General features: G+C 39.4%; 22 protein-coding genes and 1 other RNA gene. 9 read left to right on the forward strand and 14 right to left on the reverse strand.

Features of this window, described 5'->3' with window-relative positions:
* Positions 1–207: 207 nt before the first annotated feature.
* Genes HPE63_RS14940 through HPE63_RS14950 form a run of 3 tightly spaced genes read left to right on the forward strand, consistent with a single transcriptional unit; the run spans position 208 to position 2,208 of the window.
* Entirely contained in the window at positions 208–858 is a 651-nt protein-coding gene (locus HPE63_RS14940) for a hypothetical protein (RefSeq protein WP_188315092.1), read from the forward strand.
* Positions 836–1,672 (forward strand): DUF3822 family protein, encoded by an 837-nt coding sequence (locus tag HPE63_RS14945; RefSeq protein ID WP_188315093.1) that lies wholly within the window; start codon positions 836–838, stop codon positions 1,670–1,672. Before HPE63_RS14940 ends, HPE63_RS14945 begins: the two co-directional genes overlap by 23 nt.
* Positions 1,672–2,208: an RsmD family RNA methyltransferase gene (locus tag HPE63_RS14950; protein WP_188315094.1), complete on the forward strand. Its 537-nt coding sequence runs from the start codon at positions 1,672–1,674 to the stop codon at positions 2,206–2,208. Before HPE63_RS14945 ends, HPE63_RS14950 begins: the two co-directional genes overlap by 1 nt.
* A 52-nt stretch (positions 2,209–2,260) precedes the next feature.
* Here the strand turns inward: HPE63_RS14950 and rnpB are convergent.
* Positions 2,261–2,566, reverse strand: an RNA gene (rnpB, locus tag HPE63_RS14955) — RNase P RNA component class A.
* A 195-nt stretch (positions 2,567–2,761) separates the two neighbouring features.
* Here rnpB and HPE63_RS14960 point away from each other — a divergent pair.
* On the forward strand, positions 2,762–4,579 hold the full coding sequence (locus tag HPE63_RS14960; RefSeq protein WP_188315286.1) for a DNA polymerase III subunit gamma/tau: 1,818 nt from the start codon (positions 2,762–2,764) through the stop codon (positions 4,577–4,579).
* Here HPE63_RS14960 and HPE63_RS14965 read toward each other — a convergent pair.
* A complete protein-coding gene (locus HPE63_RS14965; RefSeq protein ID WP_188315095.1) occupies positions 4,568–4,927 on the reverse strand; it encodes a transmembrane 220 family protein in 360 nt (119 codons plus the stop codon). The two genes, HPE63_RS14960 and HPE63_RS14965, sit on opposite strands and share 12 nt — an antisense overlap.
* Before the next feature lie 71 nt (positions 4,928–4,998).
* On the opposite strand from HPE63_RS14965, the gene miaE reads away from it, so the two are divergent.
* Positions 4,999–5,580: a tRNA-(ms[2]io[6]A)-hydroxylase gene (gene miaE, locus HPE63_RS14970; RefSeq protein WP_188315096.1), complete on the forward strand. Its 582-nt coding sequence runs from the start codon at positions 4,999–5,001 to the stop codon at positions 5,578–5,580.
* 6 nt (positions 5,581–5,586) lie between these two features.
* On the opposite strand, the gene HPE63_RS14975 is transcribed toward miaE, so the two are convergent.
* The 10 genes from HPE63_RS14975 to rpsA form a co-directional block, all read right to left on the reverse strand.
* Positions 5,587–6,474 (reverse strand): Ppx/GppA phosphatase family protein, encoded by an 888-nt coding sequence (locus HPE63_RS14975; protein WP_188315097.1) that lies wholly within the window; start codon positions 6,472–6,474, stop codon positions 5,587–5,589.
* A 10-nt stretch (positions 6,475–6,484) separates the two neighbouring features.
* A complete protein-coding gene (gene ppk1 / locus HPE63_RS14980; protein WP_188315098.1) occupies positions 6,485–8,563 on the reverse strand; it encodes a polyphosphate kinase 1 in 2,079 nt (692 codons plus the stop codon).
* Positions 8,563–9,048: a SixA phosphatase family protein gene (locus HPE63_RS14985; protein ID WP_188315099.1), complete on the reverse strand. Its 486-nt coding sequence runs from the start codon at positions 9,046–9,048 to the stop codon at positions 8,563–8,565. The genes ppk1 and HPE63_RS14985 overlap by 1 nt, the downstream gene beginning before the upstream one ends.
* A gap of 11 nt (positions 9,049–9,059) precedes the next feature.
* A complete protein-coding gene (gene pdxH, locus HPE63_RS14990; RefSeq protein ID WP_188315100.1) occupies positions 9,060–9,707 on the reverse strand; it encodes a pyridoxamine 5'-phosphate oxidase in 648 nt (215 codons plus the stop codon).
* A gap of 129 nt (positions 9,708–9,836) precedes the next feature.
* Entirely contained in the window at positions 9,837–10,343 is a 507-nt protein-coding gene (locus HPE63_RS14995; protein WP_188315101.1) for a hypothetical protein, read from the reverse strand.
* 55 nt (positions 10,344–10,398) lie between these two features.
* On the reverse strand, positions 10,399–11,304 hold the full coding sequence (locus tag HPE63_RS15000) for a ribonuclease Z (RefSeq protein ID WP_188315102.1): 906 nt from the start codon (positions 11,302–11,304) through the stop codon (positions 10,399–10,401).
* Positions 11,305–11,331: 27 nt separating this feature from the next.
* Complete coding sequence (locus HPE63_RS15005) at positions 11,332–11,664, reverse strand: ribonuclease Z (protein WP_188315103.1); 333 nt, start codon at positions 11,662–11,664, stop codon at positions 11,332–11,334.
* Positions 11,665–11,670: 6 nt separating this feature from the next.
* Complete coding sequence (locus HPE63_RS15010; protein ID WP_188315104.1) at positions 11,671–12,597, reverse strand: aspartate carbamoyltransferase catalytic subunit; 927 nt, start codon at positions 12,595–12,597, stop codon at positions 11,671–11,673.
* 3 nt (positions 12,598–12,600) lie between these two features.
* Complete coding sequence (gene pyrR / locus HPE63_RS15015; protein ID WP_188315105.1) at positions 12,601–13,140, reverse strand: bifunctional pyr operon transcriptional regulator/uracil phosphoribosyltransferase PyrR; 540 nt, start codon at positions 13,138–13,140, stop codon at positions 12,601–12,603.
* Between the two features lie 141 nt (positions 13,141–13,281).
* Positions 13,282–15,123 carry a 30S ribosomal protein S1 gene (rpsA, locus tag HPE63_RS15020; protein ID WP_188315106.1) on the reverse strand — a complete coding sequence of 614 codons (1,842 nt, stop codon included), beginning with the start codon at positions 15,121–15,123 and terminating at the stop codon, positions 13,282–13,284.
* A 263-nt stretch (positions 15,124–15,386) separates the two neighbouring features.
* On the opposite strand from rpsA, the gene HPE63_RS15025 reads away from it, so the two are divergent.
* Positions 15,387–15,767, forward strand: coding sequence for a LysM peptidoglycan-binding domain-containing protein (locus HPE63_RS15025; RefSeq protein ID WP_188315107.1), 381 nt, complete (start codon positions 15,387–15,389; stop codon positions 15,765–15,767).
* Between the two features lie 29 nt (positions 15,768–15,796).
* On the opposite strand, the gene cmk is transcribed toward HPE63_RS15025, so the two are convergent.
* Positions 15,797–16,504, reverse strand: coding sequence for a (d)CMP kinase (cmk, locus tag HPE63_RS15030; RefSeq protein WP_188315108.1), 708 nt, complete (start codon positions 16,502–16,504; stop codon positions 15,797–15,799).
* 41 nt (positions 16,505–16,545) lie between these two features.
* Positions 16,546–18,996: an endopeptidase La gene (lon, locus tag HPE63_RS15035; protein ID WP_188315109.1), complete on the reverse strand. Its 2,451-nt coding sequence runs from the start codon at positions 18,994–18,996 to the stop codon at positions 16,546–16,548.
* Between the two features lie 286 nt (positions 18,997–19,282).
* Here lon and HPE63_RS15040 point away from each other — a divergent pair, with 286 nt between their 5' ends.
* Genes HPE63_RS15040 through HPE63_RS15050 form a run of 3 tightly spaced genes read left to right on the forward strand, consistent with a single transcriptional unit; the run spans position 19,283 to position 21,397 of the window.
* Positions 19,283–19,768: an RNA polymerase sigma factor gene (locus tag HPE63_RS15040; protein ID WP_394355024.1), complete on the forward strand. Its 486-nt coding sequence runs from the start codon at positions 19,283–19,285 to the stop codon at positions 19,766–19,768.
* Entirely contained in the window at positions 19,768–20,328 is a 561-nt protein-coding gene (locus HPE63_RS15045) for a hypothetical protein (protein ID WP_188315111.1), read from the forward strand. Before HPE63_RS15040 ends, HPE63_RS15045 begins: the two co-directional genes overlap by 1 nt.
* A complete protein-coding gene (locus HPE63_RS15050; RefSeq protein ID WP_188315112.1) occupies positions 20,309–21,397 on the forward strand; it encodes a DUF4097 family beta strand repeat-containing protein in 1,089 nt (362 codons plus the stop codon). The genes HPE63_RS15045 and HPE63_RS15050 overlap by 20 nt, the downstream gene beginning before the upstream one ends.

A 21,397-nucleotide genomic window follows, 5' to 3' on the forward strand; every position in this document is an offset into this window, starting at 1 on the left:
AAGCATTAAATACAGAAAGAATTTTACGAACTTTTAGATTCGTTTTAAACGGATGGGGACGATACCTACTTTTCATTCCAAGTCCCGTTATAATGGGCGTACCATAAAAATAAAAAAGGTAAATAAATCCATCCTTAAAATATTAGGCGGTTTGCAAAAAAATTGTAGATTTGTGTTAACCACTAAGTTATAATTAACACATACGAAATGAAGACCATAATACAAATCGTACTTTGGATTGCCTGTATCGGATTCGGATACCTTATTTATCAGTCAGTTACAGGGCCTATTGAGTTTAAAAAGGTAAAACAAGAACGTTTTGCGAAAGTTGTTTCTAAGTTAAAGGATATTCGAAATGCACAGGAAGCCTATAAAACGGCCAATGGAAAATATGCGAATGATTTCAAGACTCTTATAAGTTTCGTGGATACTGGAAAGTATACCATTACCCAACAAAGGGATTCCTCTTATATGGAAATGGATAAGACCTATGGAATTGAACTTTTAAAAGAAATAAAGATTATCGATACTTTGGGATTTGTTTCCGTTAAGGATTCATTATTTAAAAATGACGATCGCTATAAAAGCTTAATGGATGTACCTTATGCCCAAGGAGGTGAGAAATTTGAAATGAAATCGGCAATCATTGACAAGGGGGGGTATAAAGCACCGGTTTTTGAAGCCAAGGTCAAAAAGAACGTTATTCTTTATGATCAGCCTAAAGACTTGTTAGATCGTGAAAATGCCCAAATAAGCGTTGAGGAAGTGAATGGTGATGTTATTAAAGTAGGTTCACTGGAGCAAGTGAGCACTAGTGGAAACTGGCCTCCGATCTATGACAAAAAATCAGACCTTTAATCCAGGCAATATCCCATTGGAAAAATATAATAAACTGTCCATTCAAGTTAGCTTGAATGGACTTTCTTTTTGTATCCTTGATACGATTTCCAACACTATAGTAAATTCTGACCGACGGTTATTCGATAAGCCGCAAACCCCTATTGAATTACAAGGCCATCTAAAAGCATTATTCGCAAAACACCAGTTGATCAATGCACCTTTTGCCGAAGTGGTCGTTGTTCATAACAATGGGCTCTTCAGTTTTGTACCAAAATCGTTGTTCGATGAAAAGGAACTGGCCAACTATTTAAAGTTGAATGCCAAAATATTGGCCAATGACCATATTGCCTATGATACGTTGGACAACCATGATATGATCAATGTTTATGTCCCTTTTGTGAATATCAATAATTATATTTTTGGATTGTTCGGGGAATTTGAATACAAACACAGTGCTACGGTATTGGTTGAGGCCTTATTGAATACTTCCGGAACACAGAAAAAAGAGCCGGTCTGTTATGTTCATGTTGACGGGCAACAAATGGATATCACCGTAATTACCCAGAAAAAATTGTTGCTCCATAATAGTTTTACATATACTACAAAAGAGGATTTTATGTACTATTTACTCTTTATTATGGAGCAGTTACAACTAGATACGGAATCTACAAAACTTAAACTTTTCGGCAATATTGAAGAGGACGACCATATTTATAAATTGTGCTATAATTATATTAAGGACATATCTATCTTCATACCCCCAATACCTTCATACCCCATGGCAGATGCCGACCAGAACTCCATTGACTTTACATTAATCAATGCTTTGTAATGCGGATTATTTCTGGCAGACATAAAGGTAAGAGAATAACGGCCCCAAAAAAGTTGCCTGTTCGCCCTACAACCGATATGGCCAAGGAAGCACTTTTCAATATTTTGAACAATTCCTACTATTTTGAGGATGTTTCAATTCTTGACCTCTTCGCTGGCACGGGGAATATTAGTTTTGAATTCGCATCAAGGGGTGCGACCGATTTGGTAGCCGTTGATTCCGACTATGGATGCATACAATTCATTGATAAAATTTCTAAGGAACTCGATTATGGGATTTCGACGGTCAAAAGCGACGTTTTTCAATTTTTGGAGAAGACCTCAACCAAAGCCGATATCATTTTTGCCGACCCACCTTATGATTTATCCCTTGAGGATTTGTCCAAACTACCGGAATCGGTTTTTACCCATAATCTTTTGAAAGAGAACGGGATTCTTATTATTGAACATTCTAAACATACGGATCTCTCACAAGTCGAACACTTTAAAAGCCATCGCCGATATGGGGGAAGTGTTTTTAGTTTTTTTGGGTCTTAGTCGGAAAAAAACATTTGACTTTGCCCAAAGTTTATTCAACCAACACGTTTTATTAAAAAAGCAGGCCATAAGCCGGATTCTGTAAGGTCGTAAGACCCCCCTTATCATTTATCTTGACCTTTGGTTGCCCAAAGGCTCTAACCGCCTACCCTTCAGCTCGGGCGTGCAACCCTCGAACACTGATTTACATGACGTTTCACCGTATAGAGTTTACCTGGTTTCACTACAGCATAACCTGTACATACTTTCTGTTGCACTTGTCCGTCCCGCCGAGGCGGGAGACGGGTGTTACCCGCTATACTGCACTATGGTGTCCGGACTTTCCTCTACATCCCAAACTTGATTCGGGACCTCTTATATATTTCAACAATATCTAAATAGGTACTGAAACAAGTCCAGCACGCAGCGATAAGGTGACCTGCTAGCTGCAAATTTACTTCAATTGTTGATAAAAAAGTGTTTAATCCATCTTAAATAAAGGGCTAGTACCTCCGCTATTTTTATATTTGTAATAAGCCATGGTATTACTCAAATGCTATTAAAGACAAAAGAATTGGAGCCATTTATCGTATCAGCACGTAAATATAGACCACAGACATTCAAAGATGTCGTGGGGCAACAGGCGATTACGAATACCTTGCTCAATGCCATAGAAAGCAACCACCTAGCGCAAGCCTTATTGTTCTGTGGACCTCGAGGGGTCGGAAAAACCACCTGCGCCCGTATCTTGGCCAAGCAAATTAACCAAGATGGTACCGTACATGAGGATGAGGACTTTGCATTCAATATCTTCGAATTGGATGCCGCCTCGAACAATTCGGTCGATGATATCAGGAACTTGATCGATCAGGTTCGTATTCCCCCTCAGGTGGGCAAATATAAAGTGTATATCATCGATGAGGTACATATGCTATCGCAATCAGCCTTTAATGCCTTTCTAAAGACCCTGGAGGAGCCTCCCAAGCATGCTATATTCATTTTGGCAACCACCGAAAAGCATAAAATCATACCTACTATCCTCTCCCGTTGTCAAATATTCGATTTTAAACGTATTACGGTTAAGGATGCTGCCGAGTATTTAAAATATATTGCAGAAAGCCAAGGGATCGAGGCCGATGATGATGCCTTGCATATCATAGCCCAAAAGGCCGATGGCGCCATGCGCGATGCACTATCGATCTTTGATAGGGTGGTAAGTTTCTCAGGTAAAAACCTGACTAGAAAAGCGGTTACCGAAAATTTGAACGTCCTTGATTATGACACTTACTTTTCAGCCACCAATTTGATACTAAAGCATGATATTCCAGGCCTATTGCTCTTATTCAATAAAACATTGGCCCTGGGTTTCGATGGTCATCATTTTATTACCGGCCTTGCTTCGCACTTTCGGGACCTTATGGTTTGTAAACATCAGGAAACAATTGAACTTTTGGAAGTCGGGGATACCGCAAAAAAGAATTATCTGGAACAATCCAAACAAACTTCGAATGCCTTTTTATTACAAGCCTTGAATATTGCCAATGATTGTGACCTCAAATATAAAACCAGTAAAAACCAACGGCTTTTGGTAGAGCTTTCGCTCATGAAATTGGCATCGATTGACTTTGGGGATGAAAAAAAAAATCCTGAATCCATTGCTTTAGCCAACAGCACTATTGAATTCATCGCTCCGGCGGCATTTTACAGGCAAAATCGTGCTCTGATCCCAAATTCCCCCGATAAAAAGGAAACAAGTCTTGATCCCCTTACCACCACGGCAAATGATGACACATCAAAAATGCCGGAAACAGTTGTCGAAGAACGTGTTACTGTCGGTTCGTCATCTATGAACGAGCCTAATTCCAAAATAGGGCAACCTACTATGCAAGCAGAGGTTCTAAGCAAACCTATCCATATCAAAACCAAGGGAAAGCGCGTATCCGGGCTTTCAATATCGAGTTTAAAAGCCAAGAAACAGCATCAAATCAATAAGATAGAGGTTATTATTGATGAAAGCGAACTGCCCAAGGAAGCTTTCACCGAGGAGGATATGCAAAAACATTGGAATGATTTTGTAAAAAAAATCGATGGGGATGGTCAAAAATTATTGGCTTCTAGCTTAAGTACAGACATTCCCAAACTAAGTAATGAGACCACAATTTGGATAGAACTCCCGAACGATACCATGAAGAAAGAAGTGGAACGGGAAAAGTTCCAACTCATGGAATATTTGCGAAACAACCTAAATAACCAATTTATAACCCTTAAGATTACGGTAAATGAAGAGGTTTCCAAAAAATTCGCGTTCACACCAGAAGAAAAATACCAAAAACTAAGGGAAAAAAATCCCGCTATTGATGTATTACGTAAAACCTTCGATCTAGACCTGTGATGTTTTACGCACCCGTATTCTTATGCTAATCGCAAACATTACGATTGCAATAATCAAAAGCCCATAAGCTTCCCTTGCTTTCTCAATATTTTTGACGTCCCCTTCACCAATACCAAAGCCTTCGAATTTTTCAGGGACCAAATATACAAAGCCAACGATAGCCAATAAACCAGCGGTTAAAGGGATAAAATAGGGTAGTTTTTTAAACAAAAACCCAAGGGTGACCAAGGCTGCAGAACTATAAACCACGATCCAAAGAAAAACGTCTGGATCGTTATATTGCAATAGAGCAGAGATTGAAAACAATACAACGAAGACCCAACCCATAAACTTGAAAAATAGTTCCATACGATAAATATAACCACCATATTTTGAAACGGTTGGCAATCATACTATTTTTGAATGCTAAAACAGAAAATATGCTTGGCCTTAAATTACCCACAGATCCCAGGTGGGTCAATATTGTAGAAAAAAATATCGATGAAATTCTTACGGATCATGCCTATTGCGAGCAAAAGGCGGCCAGTACGGCCATATCCCTAATCGTGTCCTTTCCGGAATATACCGAACTTACCCAAGAAATGGTTGCCCTTTCCCGAGAGGAAATGGGACACTTTAAAATGGTGCATGACCGAATTATCGCAAGAGGACAAACACTGGGCAGGGATAGAAAAGACCTTTATGTGGTCGAATTGATGAAATTCTTTCCCAAAGGAGGTAGCAGGACCGATCAATTGGTACATCGGCTGTTGTATGCAGCACTTATTGAAGCTAGAAGTTGTGAACGTTTTAGATTATTATCTGAAGAATTAAAAGACAGGGACCTAGCTGAATTTTACCATAAATTAATGGTCAGTGAAGCGGGCCATTATACCATGTTCTTAAAATTTGCCCGCAAATATGGCAATCTGGAAGAAGTAAACCAAAAATGGCAAGACCTTTTGGAATATGAGGCCAAAATCATGAAAGACTTAGGCAAAAAAGAAACTGTTCATGGTTAGTGGTTCCTAACCATCAGAATAATATAAGGTTTTTATTATACCATCTGAAAGCCCAATTTTGGGCACATGTATTTTTTTTGCACCACTCCATTTGGCAGCCATTAAGAAAATTCGCGTTGCCGGAATAATGACATCGGCGCGATCGGTATTAAGACCCAGTTCGGAAACCCTATCCTCATAACTAAGGCTATTTAAAAAATTAAATTGTGCATTTAACCAAACGTAAGATAAATGTTCGCCCTCCTTTCTTAAGGACATCTTATGCAGCTTATTGATATTACCGCCAGAACCTATAATAGAAATCTTATCGATATTGGTCGTATTCAATTTTATCCAATCTTCTAATTTTTTCCAAGTCGACTCCCCAACCATATTGTTCAATAAGCGTACCGTCCCTAGTTTAAATGACTTCGAGGTTTTTATGGTGCCTTCATTAAAAAGTGTGAATTCGGTACTTCCCCCCCCTACATCGATATAAAGGTATGCCTGGTCTTTCTCGATCAATTGTTTCAAATCTGTGGAAGCTATTATTTCAGCCTCCCTTTTACCATCAATCAATTCAATTTTAATACCTGATTCAAGCTCGATTTTTTCAATGATCTCCATACCATTATTGGCTTCCCGCATGGCAGAAGTGGCACAGGCCATATATTTTTCCACCCTATTCACCTCCATCAATAATCGAAATGCCTTCATCGATTTTATGATCCGGGCAGCATTATCTTCTGATATTTCCCCAACGGTAAATGAGTCTTCCCCAAGACGAACCGGCACGCGTACCAACTCGCTTTTAGTGAACAAGGTTCTTTTGCCTTTTTCCTCAATAACATTATTGATGAGGAGTCTTATGGCGTTTGATCCAATATCTATTGCCGCAAATTTTCTAACTTTCAAATGATAGGAATTAAGGGTTCATTTTTTTTGCGTAATAATCATATATCGCGAATTGGGAACGTACCTTAGGCTTATTATCCTTTTTATAGGCATTATCCTGTTTTTCTGAAAATACCCGAGCTTTCACATTGTCTCTCCACCCTATCTCAAAGATATCGATCAATTCTTGTTTAACATCCTTATCGTAAATAGGACAACCTACCTCTACCCTGTTTAATAAATTACGGGTCATCCAATCGGCCGAGGATATAAACACCTTGGGATTGCCTTCATTACCGAATATAAAAACCCTAGGATGCTCCAAAAATTTATCCACTATGCTAATAGCCTCAATATTCTCGCTCATTCCTTTGATGCCAGGAATAAGACAACATATACCCCGTATGATCAATTGGATCTTTACACCAGCGTTGCTGGCTTCATACAATTTATCAACCATTTTATAAGAGGTAAAACTGTTCATTTTGATTTTGATATAGGCATCTTTTCCTGCTTTTGCATTTGCTATCTCGCGATCTATCATCTTAATAAAGTAGGTTTGGGTATAATGTGGTGATACGACCAAATGCTTGTAATTGTTTATTTTATACGGCGTATCAAAAAACTCGAAAACCCTGTTCAATTCCCTTAGGATAGGACCATCGGAAGTGAAAAGTGTATAATCGGTATAAATTCTGGCGGTAGATTCATTGAAGTTGCCCGTACTGATAAAGCCGTATCGTTTAATTTTATCCTCTTCTTCCCGTTCTACAACACATATCTTACTATGGACTTTTAAACCGGGAACACCAAAAATAAGTTTAACCCCTTCAGCCTGTAATTCTTCAGCATATTCAATATTGGCCTGTTCATCAAAACGGGCCCTTAACTCGATCTGCATCGTAACCTGTTTTCCATTCTTGACCGCATTGACCAATGAGGCGGCTACCTGGGAATTCGAGGCGAGTCGATACACGGTAATCTTAATGCTTCTAACTTTGGGATCCAAGGCAGCCTCCCTTAAAAACTTGATCACATAGGCAAAGGTATGGTAAGGGGTATATTGAAGATAATCTTTTTTTGCTATTCGTTCAAAAAGACTTCCCTCCATACTAAGCCCTTTTACGGGAAGTGGTTCTATAGTCTCGTACATTAAATCGCGCCTACCTAAACTAGGAAAACCCATATAATCCCTTCGGTTATGATAGCGCCCACCTGGAATTACACTGTCTGTATCCTCAATATCCATTTTTTCCTTAAGAAATTGAAGTGTATCCTTTCCAATGCCCTTATCATATACAAAACGAACGGGATCACTGATTTTTCTACCTTCAACACTGGAGGAAATCTTTTCTATGAAACTTTTACTTAGGTCACTGTCAATATCCAATTCCGCATCACGGGTAATTTTTATCATATGCGCCGTTATGGACTCATAGGAGAACATCGTAAAAATATTTCGTAAGGAATAACGGATTAAATCATCTAGAATAATGATATAATCCTTATCATCAATTTTTGGCATTACAATAAACCGATCGATTCCCTTTGGTATTTCGATAAGCGCATATTTTACATTCCTTGTTTTCTCCGCATCACCCTCTTCAGGAATCAAAACCATTTTGACTGCAAGATAAGCCGCAGTATCCTTTAACATCGGGAATTCGGTCAAATCGTTCAATATAATGGTCATGAGTACCGGACTCACTTTTTGAATGAAATATGTTTTTAGGAATTCTTCATGCGATTCCTCTATTTGGGTCTCATCTACCAGAAAAATGTTCTGGGTCTCCAGCTCCTTTCGTATTTGCTTTAAAATATTCAGGCTTTTAGCTTGCTGCCGGATAACGATATTCGTTATCTCGGCCAGGAGGTTTTTCGCCGTTTCACCACCTAGTTCACTTTTCCCAGTCTTACCGGCCTGGACAATACGCTTGACAGTGGCATAGCGAACTTTGAAAAATTCATCCAAATTATTAGAGAAAATCCCTAAAAACCGAAGGCGTTCAATCAATGGCACATTTTTATCGGCACTTTCCTGGAGTACCCGATCATTAAAGCTAAGCCAGCTAATTTCTCTATTTATATATTGATATTTGGATTTCATCATTATTTTAAGTGTTTTGGAAAAATAGTATTCAAGGTAGTACCCTTCGTTATGGTATTCCAGTTATCGGTATCAAAGCCCATTTGCACCAATCCACTTGTAGGAACATTGTCAATGTGGCGACTTCCCAAGCTATTTGCAAGGTGGGTAAAAGCATGGTTATGGCCAAATATCATTACCGTATTCAAAGAATTGTCCAAGTTTTTGATAAACTGTAAAACATACTCTCCAGAAAAATCGTAGAGCTCATTATTGATTTCAAATTGGCCATATGGAAAATGGAGTTGCCTTAAAAAAATGAGACAGGTATGCATGGCCCTAATTGCCGGGCTGGAAAATATGGCATCCGGTATGATATCCCGCTCCTTAAAGGCCCCGGCGACCAAATGGCCATCATTGATTCCTCTTTGCAACAAGGGTCTATCCTTGTCATTTACAGAATATTCCCAAGATGATTTACCATGCCGAACCAAAATAAGTTGTTTCATATCGCCTGTTATTAGGGAGCCAAACGCTCAATTTTCCAATCATAATCTTCCTGTAGGGTAAATCGGATCCTATCGTGTAGACGATTGGGGCGACCCTGCCAAAATTCAATAGAAATAGGTCGGACCAAATAACCACCCCAATAGGCAGGACGAGGAATTTCCTTCCCTTTGTATTGCTCTTCCAGTGCTTTTAAACCTTCTTCCAACTCATCCCTTGAGGCTATCACTTCGCTCTGATTGGAAACAATGGCCCCTAACTTACTCCCGTCGGGCCTGGATTCGAAATAACCGTCGGACAAATTTTCAGCGATTTTTTCGGCCATACCCTTGATGATTACCTGTCGTTCCATTGAATGCCAGAAAAACGAAAGACAGACCTTTGGACTCGCTTCAATGGCCTTGCCTTTTTCACTTTCATAGTTGGTATAAAAAATAAAACCCTCATAAGTGTATCTTTTTAAAAGTACCACGCGACTCTTGGGATACCCATCCAATCCTACAGTAGCAAGGGTCATTGTATTTGACTCGTCAACGGTATTGGAAGCTTCAACCTCATAAAACCACTTTTGAAACAACTCCATGGGGTTGTCAGAAATCGTATCTTCTGTCAATGCACTCTTTTGGTACGATTTTCTATAATTGCCCAGGTCTTTTTCCATAGTATTGTAATCTTAAAACAAGATAGACAAAGTTCTATAAAAGATTGGGAAATGGGAAAGCTTCTTCTGTTTTTATTAGATAATGATAACTATCACAGGGGGGATCAATGCTATCAAAAAAAGGAATATTTACTCTTGGCTAACTTTTGTGTAACTCATTTGGGTAGGTACTGGCGCATCCGCAGGATAGGAAATATAAAATAGTGTAAGTGTTCGATCAATTATTTCAAATCTATTTCCGTAAACTTCCCCATTCAGTAGAATTGATTCAGGATTGGGCCTAAATCCCTTTTCCCAAGACGTATGGACTTTGGCTTTCATAAACACACTATCCCCTCGTACTTCATAAGAACCTTTATTCATGGATGAGCCTATTAGCTCTTCTGGATTATCATCTTTAAATCCATAGAAATCAACAGTATATGAATAATTTTCTTTAGCATCAAAGTTATAGGTGATTACCATATCGAAATATCGAAAATCAGCTTCCGATCGGCCACTTGGGATAACATCGGTTCTACTCCAGGAACCTATAATTGCAGCTCCAGGTCCATCCAAAGCATCCATATCTTCCTTTTCACAGGAACCAAGACAGAGTACAGAGCAAATCAAACCTAAAAAAAACTTATTTCGCATCTCCGGTTTTCTTGAAAGATACATTTTAAGTTAAGGGTTGCGTTAATCATTCAATTTAGAACTCGAAGACCTTTCCATCTTCAGCCAATGCCACACGATTGAAAATTTCCATGGCTTCCTCCTTAAAAAGGTCCAAAGACCTATAACGTGTGGAATAATGTCCTAATATCAATAGGCCCACATCGGCCTTTTTGGCAATTTTCGCTGCTTCCTTGGCAGTTGCATGTTTGGTTTTACTAGCCAAATGTGCTTCGGATTCCAAAAAAGTGGACTCATGGTATAACGTATCTACCTTTTGTATTTGTGGAATTATATCGGGAAAGTAACCTGTATCGCTACAAAAGGCATAACCCTTGGGGGCAGCCGGATCGAAAGTAAGTACCTTGTTGGGTATTATCTTCCCATCGTCAAGAATAATATCTTTCCCATTCTTGATACTTTGGAAATAACATTTATCTATTTTGTATTGGGCTACGGCATTGATGTTCAATTTTCTTTCCCGTAATTTTTCTTTGAATAGAAAACCATTGGTAAATACCCTATGATTTAAGGGAATGGTCTCTACGGTTACTTTGTCATCCTCATATATTACTTGGGGTTCTTTTGAAGTAAGCTCATGGAAAACCAAGGGATAATTGGTCCATGAGTCCCCCAATTTTAAAAGTAGGGTAATGGCCTCCTTAATTCCTTTAGGCGCATAGATATGAAGTTCTTTATCCCGTCCCAAGAGTCGAAATGTAGAGATCAATCCAGGCAAACCAAAAAAGTGATCACCGTGGAGGTGTGAAATGAAAATATGGTTGATTCTGGAAAACTTGATCCTATTTATGCGTAGTTGTACTTGTGTACCCTCCCCACAATCAATCAAAAACATATGGTCCCTGATCTCCAATACTTGGGACGTAGGGTTTGTCAACGTACGAGGGGTCGCAGCATAACAACCCAAAATATGTAATTTCATTAGTTCAGCATTGTGAATTCTTAGGTGTCAAAGATCTAAATCCCTTTCTATTTCCTCCATTTCAATAATATCCTTGGCTTCCTGTATCGTGGGCACTACACATAATTCTTCAGGAACTTCATCATAAGAAACCTTATCGGTAACCAAAACAAAAGATTTCCTTGAATCCCGGTGCCTGCTCGAAATTGGGAGAAATTCTAAAATATCACCGGTGGTAAGCTTTGTGAATGAAAAAAGATTAACTATAATATTATCGTTTTTAATTTTCGGGTAGCCCTTTTCAAAATTCCGTAGAAATTCCTGGATCGATATGTTCTCCTGGAATACAATCGTGGTGGTATCCTCCTTATCAAATATCATAGGGTGTTATTTTATTTTTGAGGCCAACAGATAAATCACTGCCATACGTATAGCGACCCCATTTTCAACCTGATTTAAAATAATCGATTGTTTTGAGTCTGCAACATCACTGGTAATTTCAACCCCTCTATTAATTGGTCCAGGGTGCATGATCACTATTTCCTTATCCAACGAGTCGAGAAAGGCCTTATTCACCCCAAATTGTTGGGTGTATTCCCTTGTCGTAGGAAAGTAGCTTATGTCCAAACGTTCGTTCTGTATACGAAGCATATTGGCGACATCGCACCAGTTCAAGGCTTTTCTCAAATTGGTCTCCACCTCAACCCCTAATGACTCAATATGTTTCGGTATCAATGTTTTTGGCCCGCAAACCTTTACCTGGGCACCCTGTAACCTTAAGGCAAAGATATTGGAAAGTGCCACTCGGGAATGCAAAATATCACCGACAATGACTATTTTCTTTCCTGCCACATCCCCTAATTTTTCGCGAATTGAAAATGAATCCAACAACGCTTGGGTGGGATGTTCATGTGCCCCATCACCTGCATTCACTATAGCTGCCTTAACGTGTTTTGATAGAAAAATACCTGCTCCCGGGTTAGGATGCCGCATTACCACCATATCAACCTTCATCGACAGGATGTTGTTCACCGTATCGATCAAGGTTTCCCCTTTTTTCACAGAAGACTGGCCTGCAGAGAAATTTATCACATCTGCGGAGAGACGTTTTTCAGCCAACTCGAACGAAAGCCTGGTCCTAGTACTGTTTTCGAAAAATATGTTGGCTATGGTGATGTCGCGCAATGAAGGTACCTTTTTAATGGAACGATTGATAACTTCCTTAAAATGATCTGCGGTTTCAAAAATGAGCTGAATATCTTTTTCGTTAATATATTTAATACCCAGTAAGTGTTGTACACTCAATTCGCTCATCGCTTATGTATTTATCAAATAAATTTGGTCTTTACCATCATTCTCCTCCCACATGACCTTAACCCTTTCATTGTTTATCGCATCGACCTGCCGTCCCCTATAATCGGGTTGAATAGGCAAGTGTCTACTGAATCGCCTATCGATCAAGGTCAATAATTCTATTTCGGAAGGGCGTCCAAAAGATTGTATAGCTGTCAATGCCGCCCGAATACTTCTACCGGTATAAAGTACATCATCGATCAAAACCACTTTTTTGTCCTCTACCAAAAAGTCGATTTTGGTCTGATTGGCTTCAAGGGGCTTTTCCCCTCTCCTAAAGTCATCCCTATAAAAGGTTATGTCTAAAAACCCGAGATCGATATGTTTTACCCCATATTCCTCTTTCAGTATTTTGGTAAGCCTTTTGGCCACAAAAGTACCCCCAAGCTGGATGCCAATCAATACGGTATCGGTAAAATCGAGATGATTTTCAAGTAATTGGCAAGCCAAACGATGAAGAATGATATTGATTTCCTTTGAGGAGAGTAGTACTTTTTGACTCATAATAGGCCAGCAACACTTTTGTTTGACAAAAATAGGGAATTATTACAAATAATCATTTATCCTGGAGCCAACAAAAAAGCCCTGACGAATTCGTCAGGGCTTTTATTTTCCCGCTTGCATAGGAGTTTTATTTGGAAAAGCTTATTTCTTCTTTTTAGAACTAGCTTCCATTTTATCCTTTAACGCCTGTAAAGCTTCATTAGCATCCCCTATAGTAGGTTTGGCTTCGTCAGCACTGGCTGCAGCTCTTTTTACTGCGGCTTTTACATTGCGTTGCTCTTCTTCCCTAAAGATAGCAGTATGGCTGGCAACAACGCGTTTGAAGTCCTTATTGAACTCAATGATCTTGAATTCCGCTTCTTCGCCTTTGGCCAATTTCTTACCATCCTCTTTTTCCATATGACGTTGTGGAACAAATGCAGTGATATCCTCATTAAAGTCTATCGTTGCACCTTTATCCACGATATCCGTGATGGCCGATGTATGTACCGTACCAACTGCAAACTCACTTTCATATTTATCCCATGGGTTCTCGGTGGTCTGTTTGTGACCCAAACTTAATTTGCGTCCTTCAACATCCAATTCCAATACCTCCACTTCCAAGGTATCCCCAACCGTAACAAATTCTGATGGGTGCTTGATCTTCTTGGTCCAGGAAAGATCGGAGATATATATCAAACCGTCTATGCCCTCTTCCAATTCAAGGAATACCCCAAAATTGGTAAAGTTTCTTACGATTCCTTTGTGTCTAGATCCTACAGGGTATTTAGTGGTGATATCTGTCCATGGGTCAGGGGTCAATTGCTTAATGCCCAACGACATTTTACGATCTTCCCGATCCAAGGTCAATACTACAGCATCTACCTCATCACCGACTTTCACAAAGTCTTGCGCGGAGCGTAAGTGTGTTGACCAGCTCATTTCAGAGACGTGGATCAATCCTTCTACACCTTCAACGACTTCAATAAAGGCACCATAGTCAGCTATAACAACGACCTTACCTTTAACTTTATCCCCAATTTTAATATCTTCACTCAAGGCATCCCAAGGATGTTTCTCCAATTGTTTCAATCCTAATTGGATTCGTGATTTGTTCTCATCAAAATCAAGGATCACCACATTCAGTTTCTGATCCAATTCGACCACTTCATTAGGATGGTTGATCCTACTCCATGAAAGGTCGGTGATGTGTACCAAACCATCAACACCACCAAGGTCGATAAAGACACCGTATGAAGTGATGTTTTTAACAACACCTTCAAGTACCTGTCCTTTCTCCAATTGGCTGATGATTTCCTTTTTCTGTTCCTCAATATCAGCTTCTATAAGGGCTTTATGTGAGACAACAACGTTTTTGAACTCATGGTTTATCTTAACCACCTTGAATTCCATCGTTTTATTTACGTACTGATCGTAATCCCTAATCGGTTTTACATCAATCTGTGAACCTGGCAAGAAGGCCTCGATTCCGAAGACATCGACTATCATTCCCCCTTTGGTCCTACATTTAACGAAACCACTGACGATTTCTTCATTATCGTGTGCGGCATTTACCCTGTCCCAAGCCATTATGGTACGAGCCTTTCTGTGAGATAGGACCAATTGACCACTTTTATCCTCACGGATATCGATCAATACCTCTACCTTATCACCCACTTTCAGGTCTGGGTTGTAACGGAATTCGTTCAAGGAAATAACGCCTTCTGATTTTGCGTTGATATCGATAATAGCCTCCCTATCGGTCAGATACACTACGGTACCTTGTACAACCTCTTCATCTGCTGTATCGACAAAATTTTCTGCAACCAACGTTTCGAACTCCTGAAGTTTGGAGTCATCCACACGTTCGATGCCTTGTTCGTACTTATCCCAATCAAAGTTTTCTAAAAATTCCTTAGGGTCCTGTACCGGTGTCTCCACCTTGGTTTCTTGGGTAGCTTCAGTAGTTTCCTCTACTGCTTCTGTTGCTTTTTCTTCAGCCATTTGCTGATTTAAATTTGTATTCCGTAGTGCTGCAAGAGTTAAACAATGACTACAGAAGATGTTAAATTCATTTTTTTTATCTTCCCTTTTCCTCTTGATTATCTGTAAAAAAGGAGTGCAAAACTACAATATTAATATGGATTTACAAACAAGGCATGGTGCCCTATTTCTTAATCGGGAGTATTTTATTCATTTTTTCGTTAAATAGGGCATTAATTCTTATCTTCACCTCTATAAATATTAACCGTAATTAAATTAAAACTATGAGCGTAAAAGCAAAGTATCAGCCCGTTTTGGACCTTGGTGAAAAATTGGCAATCAAGGACGGCAAGGTTACTGAAGAGAATGGCGTTTTGAAAATCAAAGGCATTGCAGGAACCCAATATGAGAAAAATCTCTTATGGGATAAAATCAAGCAAATAGGCGGGGAACAACCTTCTGACCTTAAGGCCAATATTTCGGTTGCCGATGAATCCGTATTTCATAGACATACAGTTAAAAGTGGGGAATCGTTGAGTAAGATCGCTAAACATTATTATGGTGATCCGATGAAATATAAGCAAATTTTTGCCGCCAACACCAATATTCTCAAGAATCCGGATGTCATCCATCCTGATCAGGTCTTGGTCATCCCGAACCTATAGGAAAGAAGCACAACAATTAAAAAAGACGTTCAATGAACGTCTTTTTTTTGTTTGTTAATGACTCGGTTCGCAAAATGCAATATCCTACTGAACTGGTCTTCCAAGCCCATATCACTATTATCGAAAACAATGGCGTCATCGGCTTTTTTCAAAGGCGATATCTCTCGATGTGAATCTATATAATCCCTATTTTCCACATTCTTCAGTACCTCGGCATATTTCACATTTTCACCTTTATCCAACAACTCCTTATACCGTCTGGTTGCTCTTTTTTCCGGTGATGCCGTCATGAATATTTTAAGTTCTGCCTCAGGAAAAACAACGGTACCAATATCCCTTCCATCCATGACAATGCCTTTTTCCTCTCCCATCTTCTGCTGAATACTTACCAATTTCTTACGTACGGCATCGATAGTCGCCACTTTGCTCACCAATCTCGAAACATCCATGGCCCTGATTTCACGTTCCACGTTCTCATTATTCATGTACATCTCGGAAAATCCCAAGGTTTCATTGAAAACGAAATGGAGATTAATTTTGTCGAGTGATGAAATCAATCCAGGAACATCTTTACTGTTTTCACTTATAAAACCATTGCGCATGGCATAAAGTGTAACCGCCCTATACATAGCACCTGTGTCAACATAGATATAGTTGAGCGCCTTGGCCAATTGCTTTGCAATGGTACTTTTCCCGGTAGATGAATACCCGTCAATCGCAATAGTTATTTTTTCCATACCTTAAAAATAGATAGAAAAAAGAGAACGTCTATAAATGCCTATAGCTTTTTTGCGTTCTTTACTTTCTGGTTTGTAATCGCCAAATCGATGACCTCACTCATATCGTTAACATAATGAAAGGTAAGTCCTTTTAGGTATTCCTCCTTTATTTCCATTATGTCCTTTCTATTATCCTCGCATAAAATAATTTCTTTGATCCTAGCCCTTTTCGCTGCCAAGATTTTTTCTTTGATACCACCTACAGGTAGTACTTTACCCCGTAATGTAATTTCACCGGTCATCGCCAAACTCTTTTTGACCTTTTTCTGGGTAAACAACGAAACCAAGGAGGTAAGCATGGTGATACCCGCACTGGGCCCATCTTTTGGGGTAGCCCCTTCGGGCACATGGATATGTACATTGTATTTATAAAAAACACTGGGGTCGATACCAAAACTCTCTGCATTCGATTTTATATACTCCAAAGCGATGGTGGCCGATTCTTTCATAACCTGACCTAAATTTCCGGTAATATTCAAGGCACCCTTTCCTTTCGATAGAATCGATTCTATGAAAAGGATATCGCCCCCTACACTGGTCCATGCCAATCCCGTGACTACTCCGGCCACATCATTGTTCTCATACTTGTCCCTTTCCATTCGGGCAGGTCCCAATATCTTTTCAACATCCGTATTACTGATTTTTATATTGTACTTCTCCTCGATGGCTATTGATTTTGCCGCATAACGCACCATTTTGGCAATTTGTTTTTCCAAAGAACGCACCCCGGATTCCCTAGTATATCCCTCAACGATTTTTTCCAATTGGGGTTTTCCTATTTTCAGATCTTTTGAAGAAAGTCCATGTTCTTTCAATTGCTTTGGCAACAAATGCCGTTTCGCAATTTCCACCTTCTCCTCAATAGTATATCCGGTGACATTGATGATCTCCATTCTATCCCGTAAAGCAGGTTGAATGGTAGAGAGGGTATTTGCCGTAGCTATGAACATAACCTTGGATAGGTCGTAGCCCATTTCCAGAAAATTATCATGAAACGAATTGTTCTGCTCGGGATCCAATACTTCTAACATTGCGGAAGAAGGGTCGCCTTGATGGCTACTGGACAGTTTATCGATCTCATCAAGAATAAATACGGGATTTGAGGTTCCTGCCTTTTTTATGCTTTGGATAATCCTACCCGGCATCGCCCCGATATACGTCTTTCGATGACCACGAATCTCGGCCTCATCGCGTAGTCCGCCCAAGGACATCCGAACATACTTTCTGCCCAAAGCCTCAGCTACCGACTTGCCCAAAGAGGTTTTACCAACACCTGGAGGCCCGTATAAACAGAGGATGGGAGACTTCATATCGTTTCGTAGTTTCAACACCGCTAAGTACTCGATTATACGTTGCTTAACATCCTCCAATCCGTAGTGGTCCCGATCCAATATCTTTTGAGCTCGCTTTAAATCGAACTTATCCTCTGAATATTCATTCCAGGGTAAGTCCAAAAAGAGATCCAAATAATTTCTTTGAATGGAATATTCCGCAACTTGCGGATTCATACGCTGCAATTTCGCAAGCTCTTTTTCAAAATGCTCGGCAACTTTGGCATCCCATTTTTTGTCCTTGGCCCTTAAACCCATTTCAGTGATTTCCTCATCATAGGAAACCCCGCCCAATTCTTCCTGAATGGTCTTCATCTGCTGGTGCAGGAAGTACTCCCGTTGTTGTTGGTCCATATCACTTCTCACCTTGGATTGAATTACATTCTTCAATTCCAGTTTTTGAAGTTCCACATTCATATATTTCAAGGTAGCCAAAGCCCGATCTTTAAGATTATCTATCTCCAATAGCTCTTGCTTTTCCTTTACTTCCAAATTAAGATTGGAGGAAACAAAATTGATCAGAAACGAATTGCTTTGTATGTTTTTAATGGCAAAAGAGGCCTCACTGGGAATATTCGGGTTGTCCCTTATGATTTTTAAAGCTAAATCTTTTATAGACTCTATGATAGCCAAGAATTCCTGGGCATCCTTGCCCGGTCTTTTTTCCATTGTTTCCCTCACCGTTGCCGTGATATATGGCTCTTCGGTAAGTACCTCGGCCAATTCAAAGCGTTTTTTACCTTGTATGATAACCGTGGTATTACCATCGGGCATTTGAAGCACTCGTAATATTCGAGCTGCAGTACCTAAAGTATGGATATCTTTGACACCTGGGTTCTCGGTTTTTTCATCTTTCTGCGCTACAACACCGATGACCTTCGAACCATTATTGGCATCCTTTATCAATTTAATCGATTTATCCCTACCTGCCGTAATCGGAATTACCACCCCCGGAAACAAAACCGTGTTGCGCAAAGGCAAAATGGGCAAGGTTTCAGGCAACCTTTCATTGTTCATTTCCTCTTCATCCTCAGGGGTCAATAAGGGTATCAACTCAGCATCCTGGTCAATACTTTGTAAGGACATATTGTCAAAATTAGCAAATTTAGAATCTCCCATAGTATATTTTCAGCCATTCTGTCAGATATGTAACAGCAATAGGCATTTTTTAGTATTTAAAAAAAGTCCAACAACGTCCTTAGCCCTTTGTTTTAAAGCCATAGCACGCATCATTTCATGCTATATTGGGCAATTCCTGTGCCAACAGCCACAATTATTTTCTGTAAACTGTAACATTGGTTAAATTAGGCTATCTATTAAGTAAATCAATCACTTTTTGAGCCACGAAAGAGAACATACTGATGATTTAATACAATTGTGTCTTAAAGGGAACCAAAGAGCACAAATGGAAATTTACAACCGCTATTATAAAGCGATGTATAATACATCGTTGCGAATTGTAAAAGATAGTGCCGAAGCTGAAGATGTAATGCAAGAATCGTTCTTGAGCGCGTTTACGAAACTGCATACGTTTAAAGGTGAAGTAACCTTTGGATCTTGGTTAAAACGCATTGTTATAAACAACAGTATATATCATTACCGAAAGCAACGCAAAAAAAATGAGGTTGCATTGGACGATATAATGTACAAGGTCGAAGATAATGATGGAGTTGCTTCGGATCATGTGTTTACCGAACTGAAGGCTCAAAAAGTGATGGAGACCATGAAACGGTTAAAAGATAATTACAGAATTTCTTTGACCTTACATTTGATAGAAGGCTATGATTATGAAGAAATCAGTACCATAATGAATATAAGCTATGCCAATTGTCGTACGATGATTTCCAGGGCAAAAGAAAGCTTACGTAATAAAATGATAAATGCTTACTAATGGAAAAAGATGAGTTTAAAGAGTTGTTCAAGGGCCTGGAAGGGACTTTTGATACCGAGGAACCCAAAGCAGGGCATAAAGAACGGTTTCTGGAAAAATTAAACGATGCCAACAATGTAGTGGGCTTCCCAAGACCAACAAAGAATTGGTGGAGACCCTTATCGATCGCTGCTTCCATAGCCGTGCTTTGTTTGATCGCCATTGGGGTATATACCTCGAGGCCAAGCTTGGATGAGCAAGTTGCCCAGATCTCACCAGAAGTAAGCAATACACAAGTTTATTTTGCCAGTTTGATCGAGGACCAGGTAAAGCAGCTTGAAAATGAAAGTTCCCCAGAAGCACAGCAGATCATTAGTGATACCATGATACAATTAAAAAAGTTGGAAGCCAATTACAAGCAATTGGAAAACGACCTGATCCATGGTGGCAATGACAAACTGATCTTAAGTGCTATGATCACCAACTTTCAAACACGAATAGACCTATTACACGATGTCATCAATCAAATAGAAACAATTAAAAACTTAAAAAATCATAACGATGCAAACTTTACTATATAAATACGTTACCGTGCTGTTTTTTATAGCACCGATGATCCTTGCCGCCAATGATGGCGTACTTAAGGGGAAGTACACGAAGGAGAAAACCATAAAAAAAGAATATAGCGTTAATTCCAATGCCCTCTTAAAGGTAGACAACAGTTATGGCAATCTTAACATTACTTCTTGGAATGAGGATCGTATCCTCATCGAGGTCCATATCAAGACCAGTGGCAACAATGAGGATAAAGTGCAAAAGAAACTTGACGATATTACCGTTGATTTTGAAGCCAACAGTGAAATGGTCTCTGCGAAAACAATATTTAATAAGAACAAGAGTAGCTGGGGATGGAACTGGGGCAACAATAATGTGAATATGCAAATTAATTACACCATAAAATTACCGGTAAAGAATAGCGTTCATCTGAACAATGATTATGGCAATATCGTTTTGGACAGGGTCGATGGCCATGCCAAAATCAACTGTGATTATGGTAGATTGGAAATTGGCGAACTTCGGGGCAGAAACAACTATTTGAATTTTGATTATACCTCCAAGTCCAGCATTGGTTATATCAATAGTGGTGAAATCAAGGCCGACTATTCCGGTTTTACAATTGAAAAAGCAGGTGATCTTAAGCTGAATGCAGATTATACGAATTCTACAATCCATCAAATGGAAAACCTACAATACTCCTGCGACTATGGGAATATTGAAGTTGGCGAAGTCCAAAATATACATGGAAATGGGGATTACATCAATGTGAAACTGGGGACCGTTCACGGCAATGTGGATATCAATGCGGACTATGGTTCCCTGAAAATATTGGAAATGGCAGAAGATGCAGGCAATATAGACATCAGTTCGGATTATACGGGTATCAAGATAGGATATGCTCCCCAGTACCATTTTGATTTTGAAATCAGGGCTGAATATGCCGGTGTGAGCGGTAAGGAAGATTTTGAGATCAACATCAGTACTGAAAAATCGAACAATCGATATTATAAGGGGTATTATGGGTCACCCAATAGTGGCAACTCAGTATCGATAAACAGCGAATACGGTGGAATAACATTTACAAAAAAATAA

The sequence above is a fragment of the Maribacter arenosus genome (genome assembly GCF_014610845.1).
Taxonomy (GTDB): domain Bacteria; phylum Bacteroidota; class Bacteroidia; order Flavobacteriales; family Flavobacteriaceae; genus Maribacter_A; species Maribacter_A arenosus.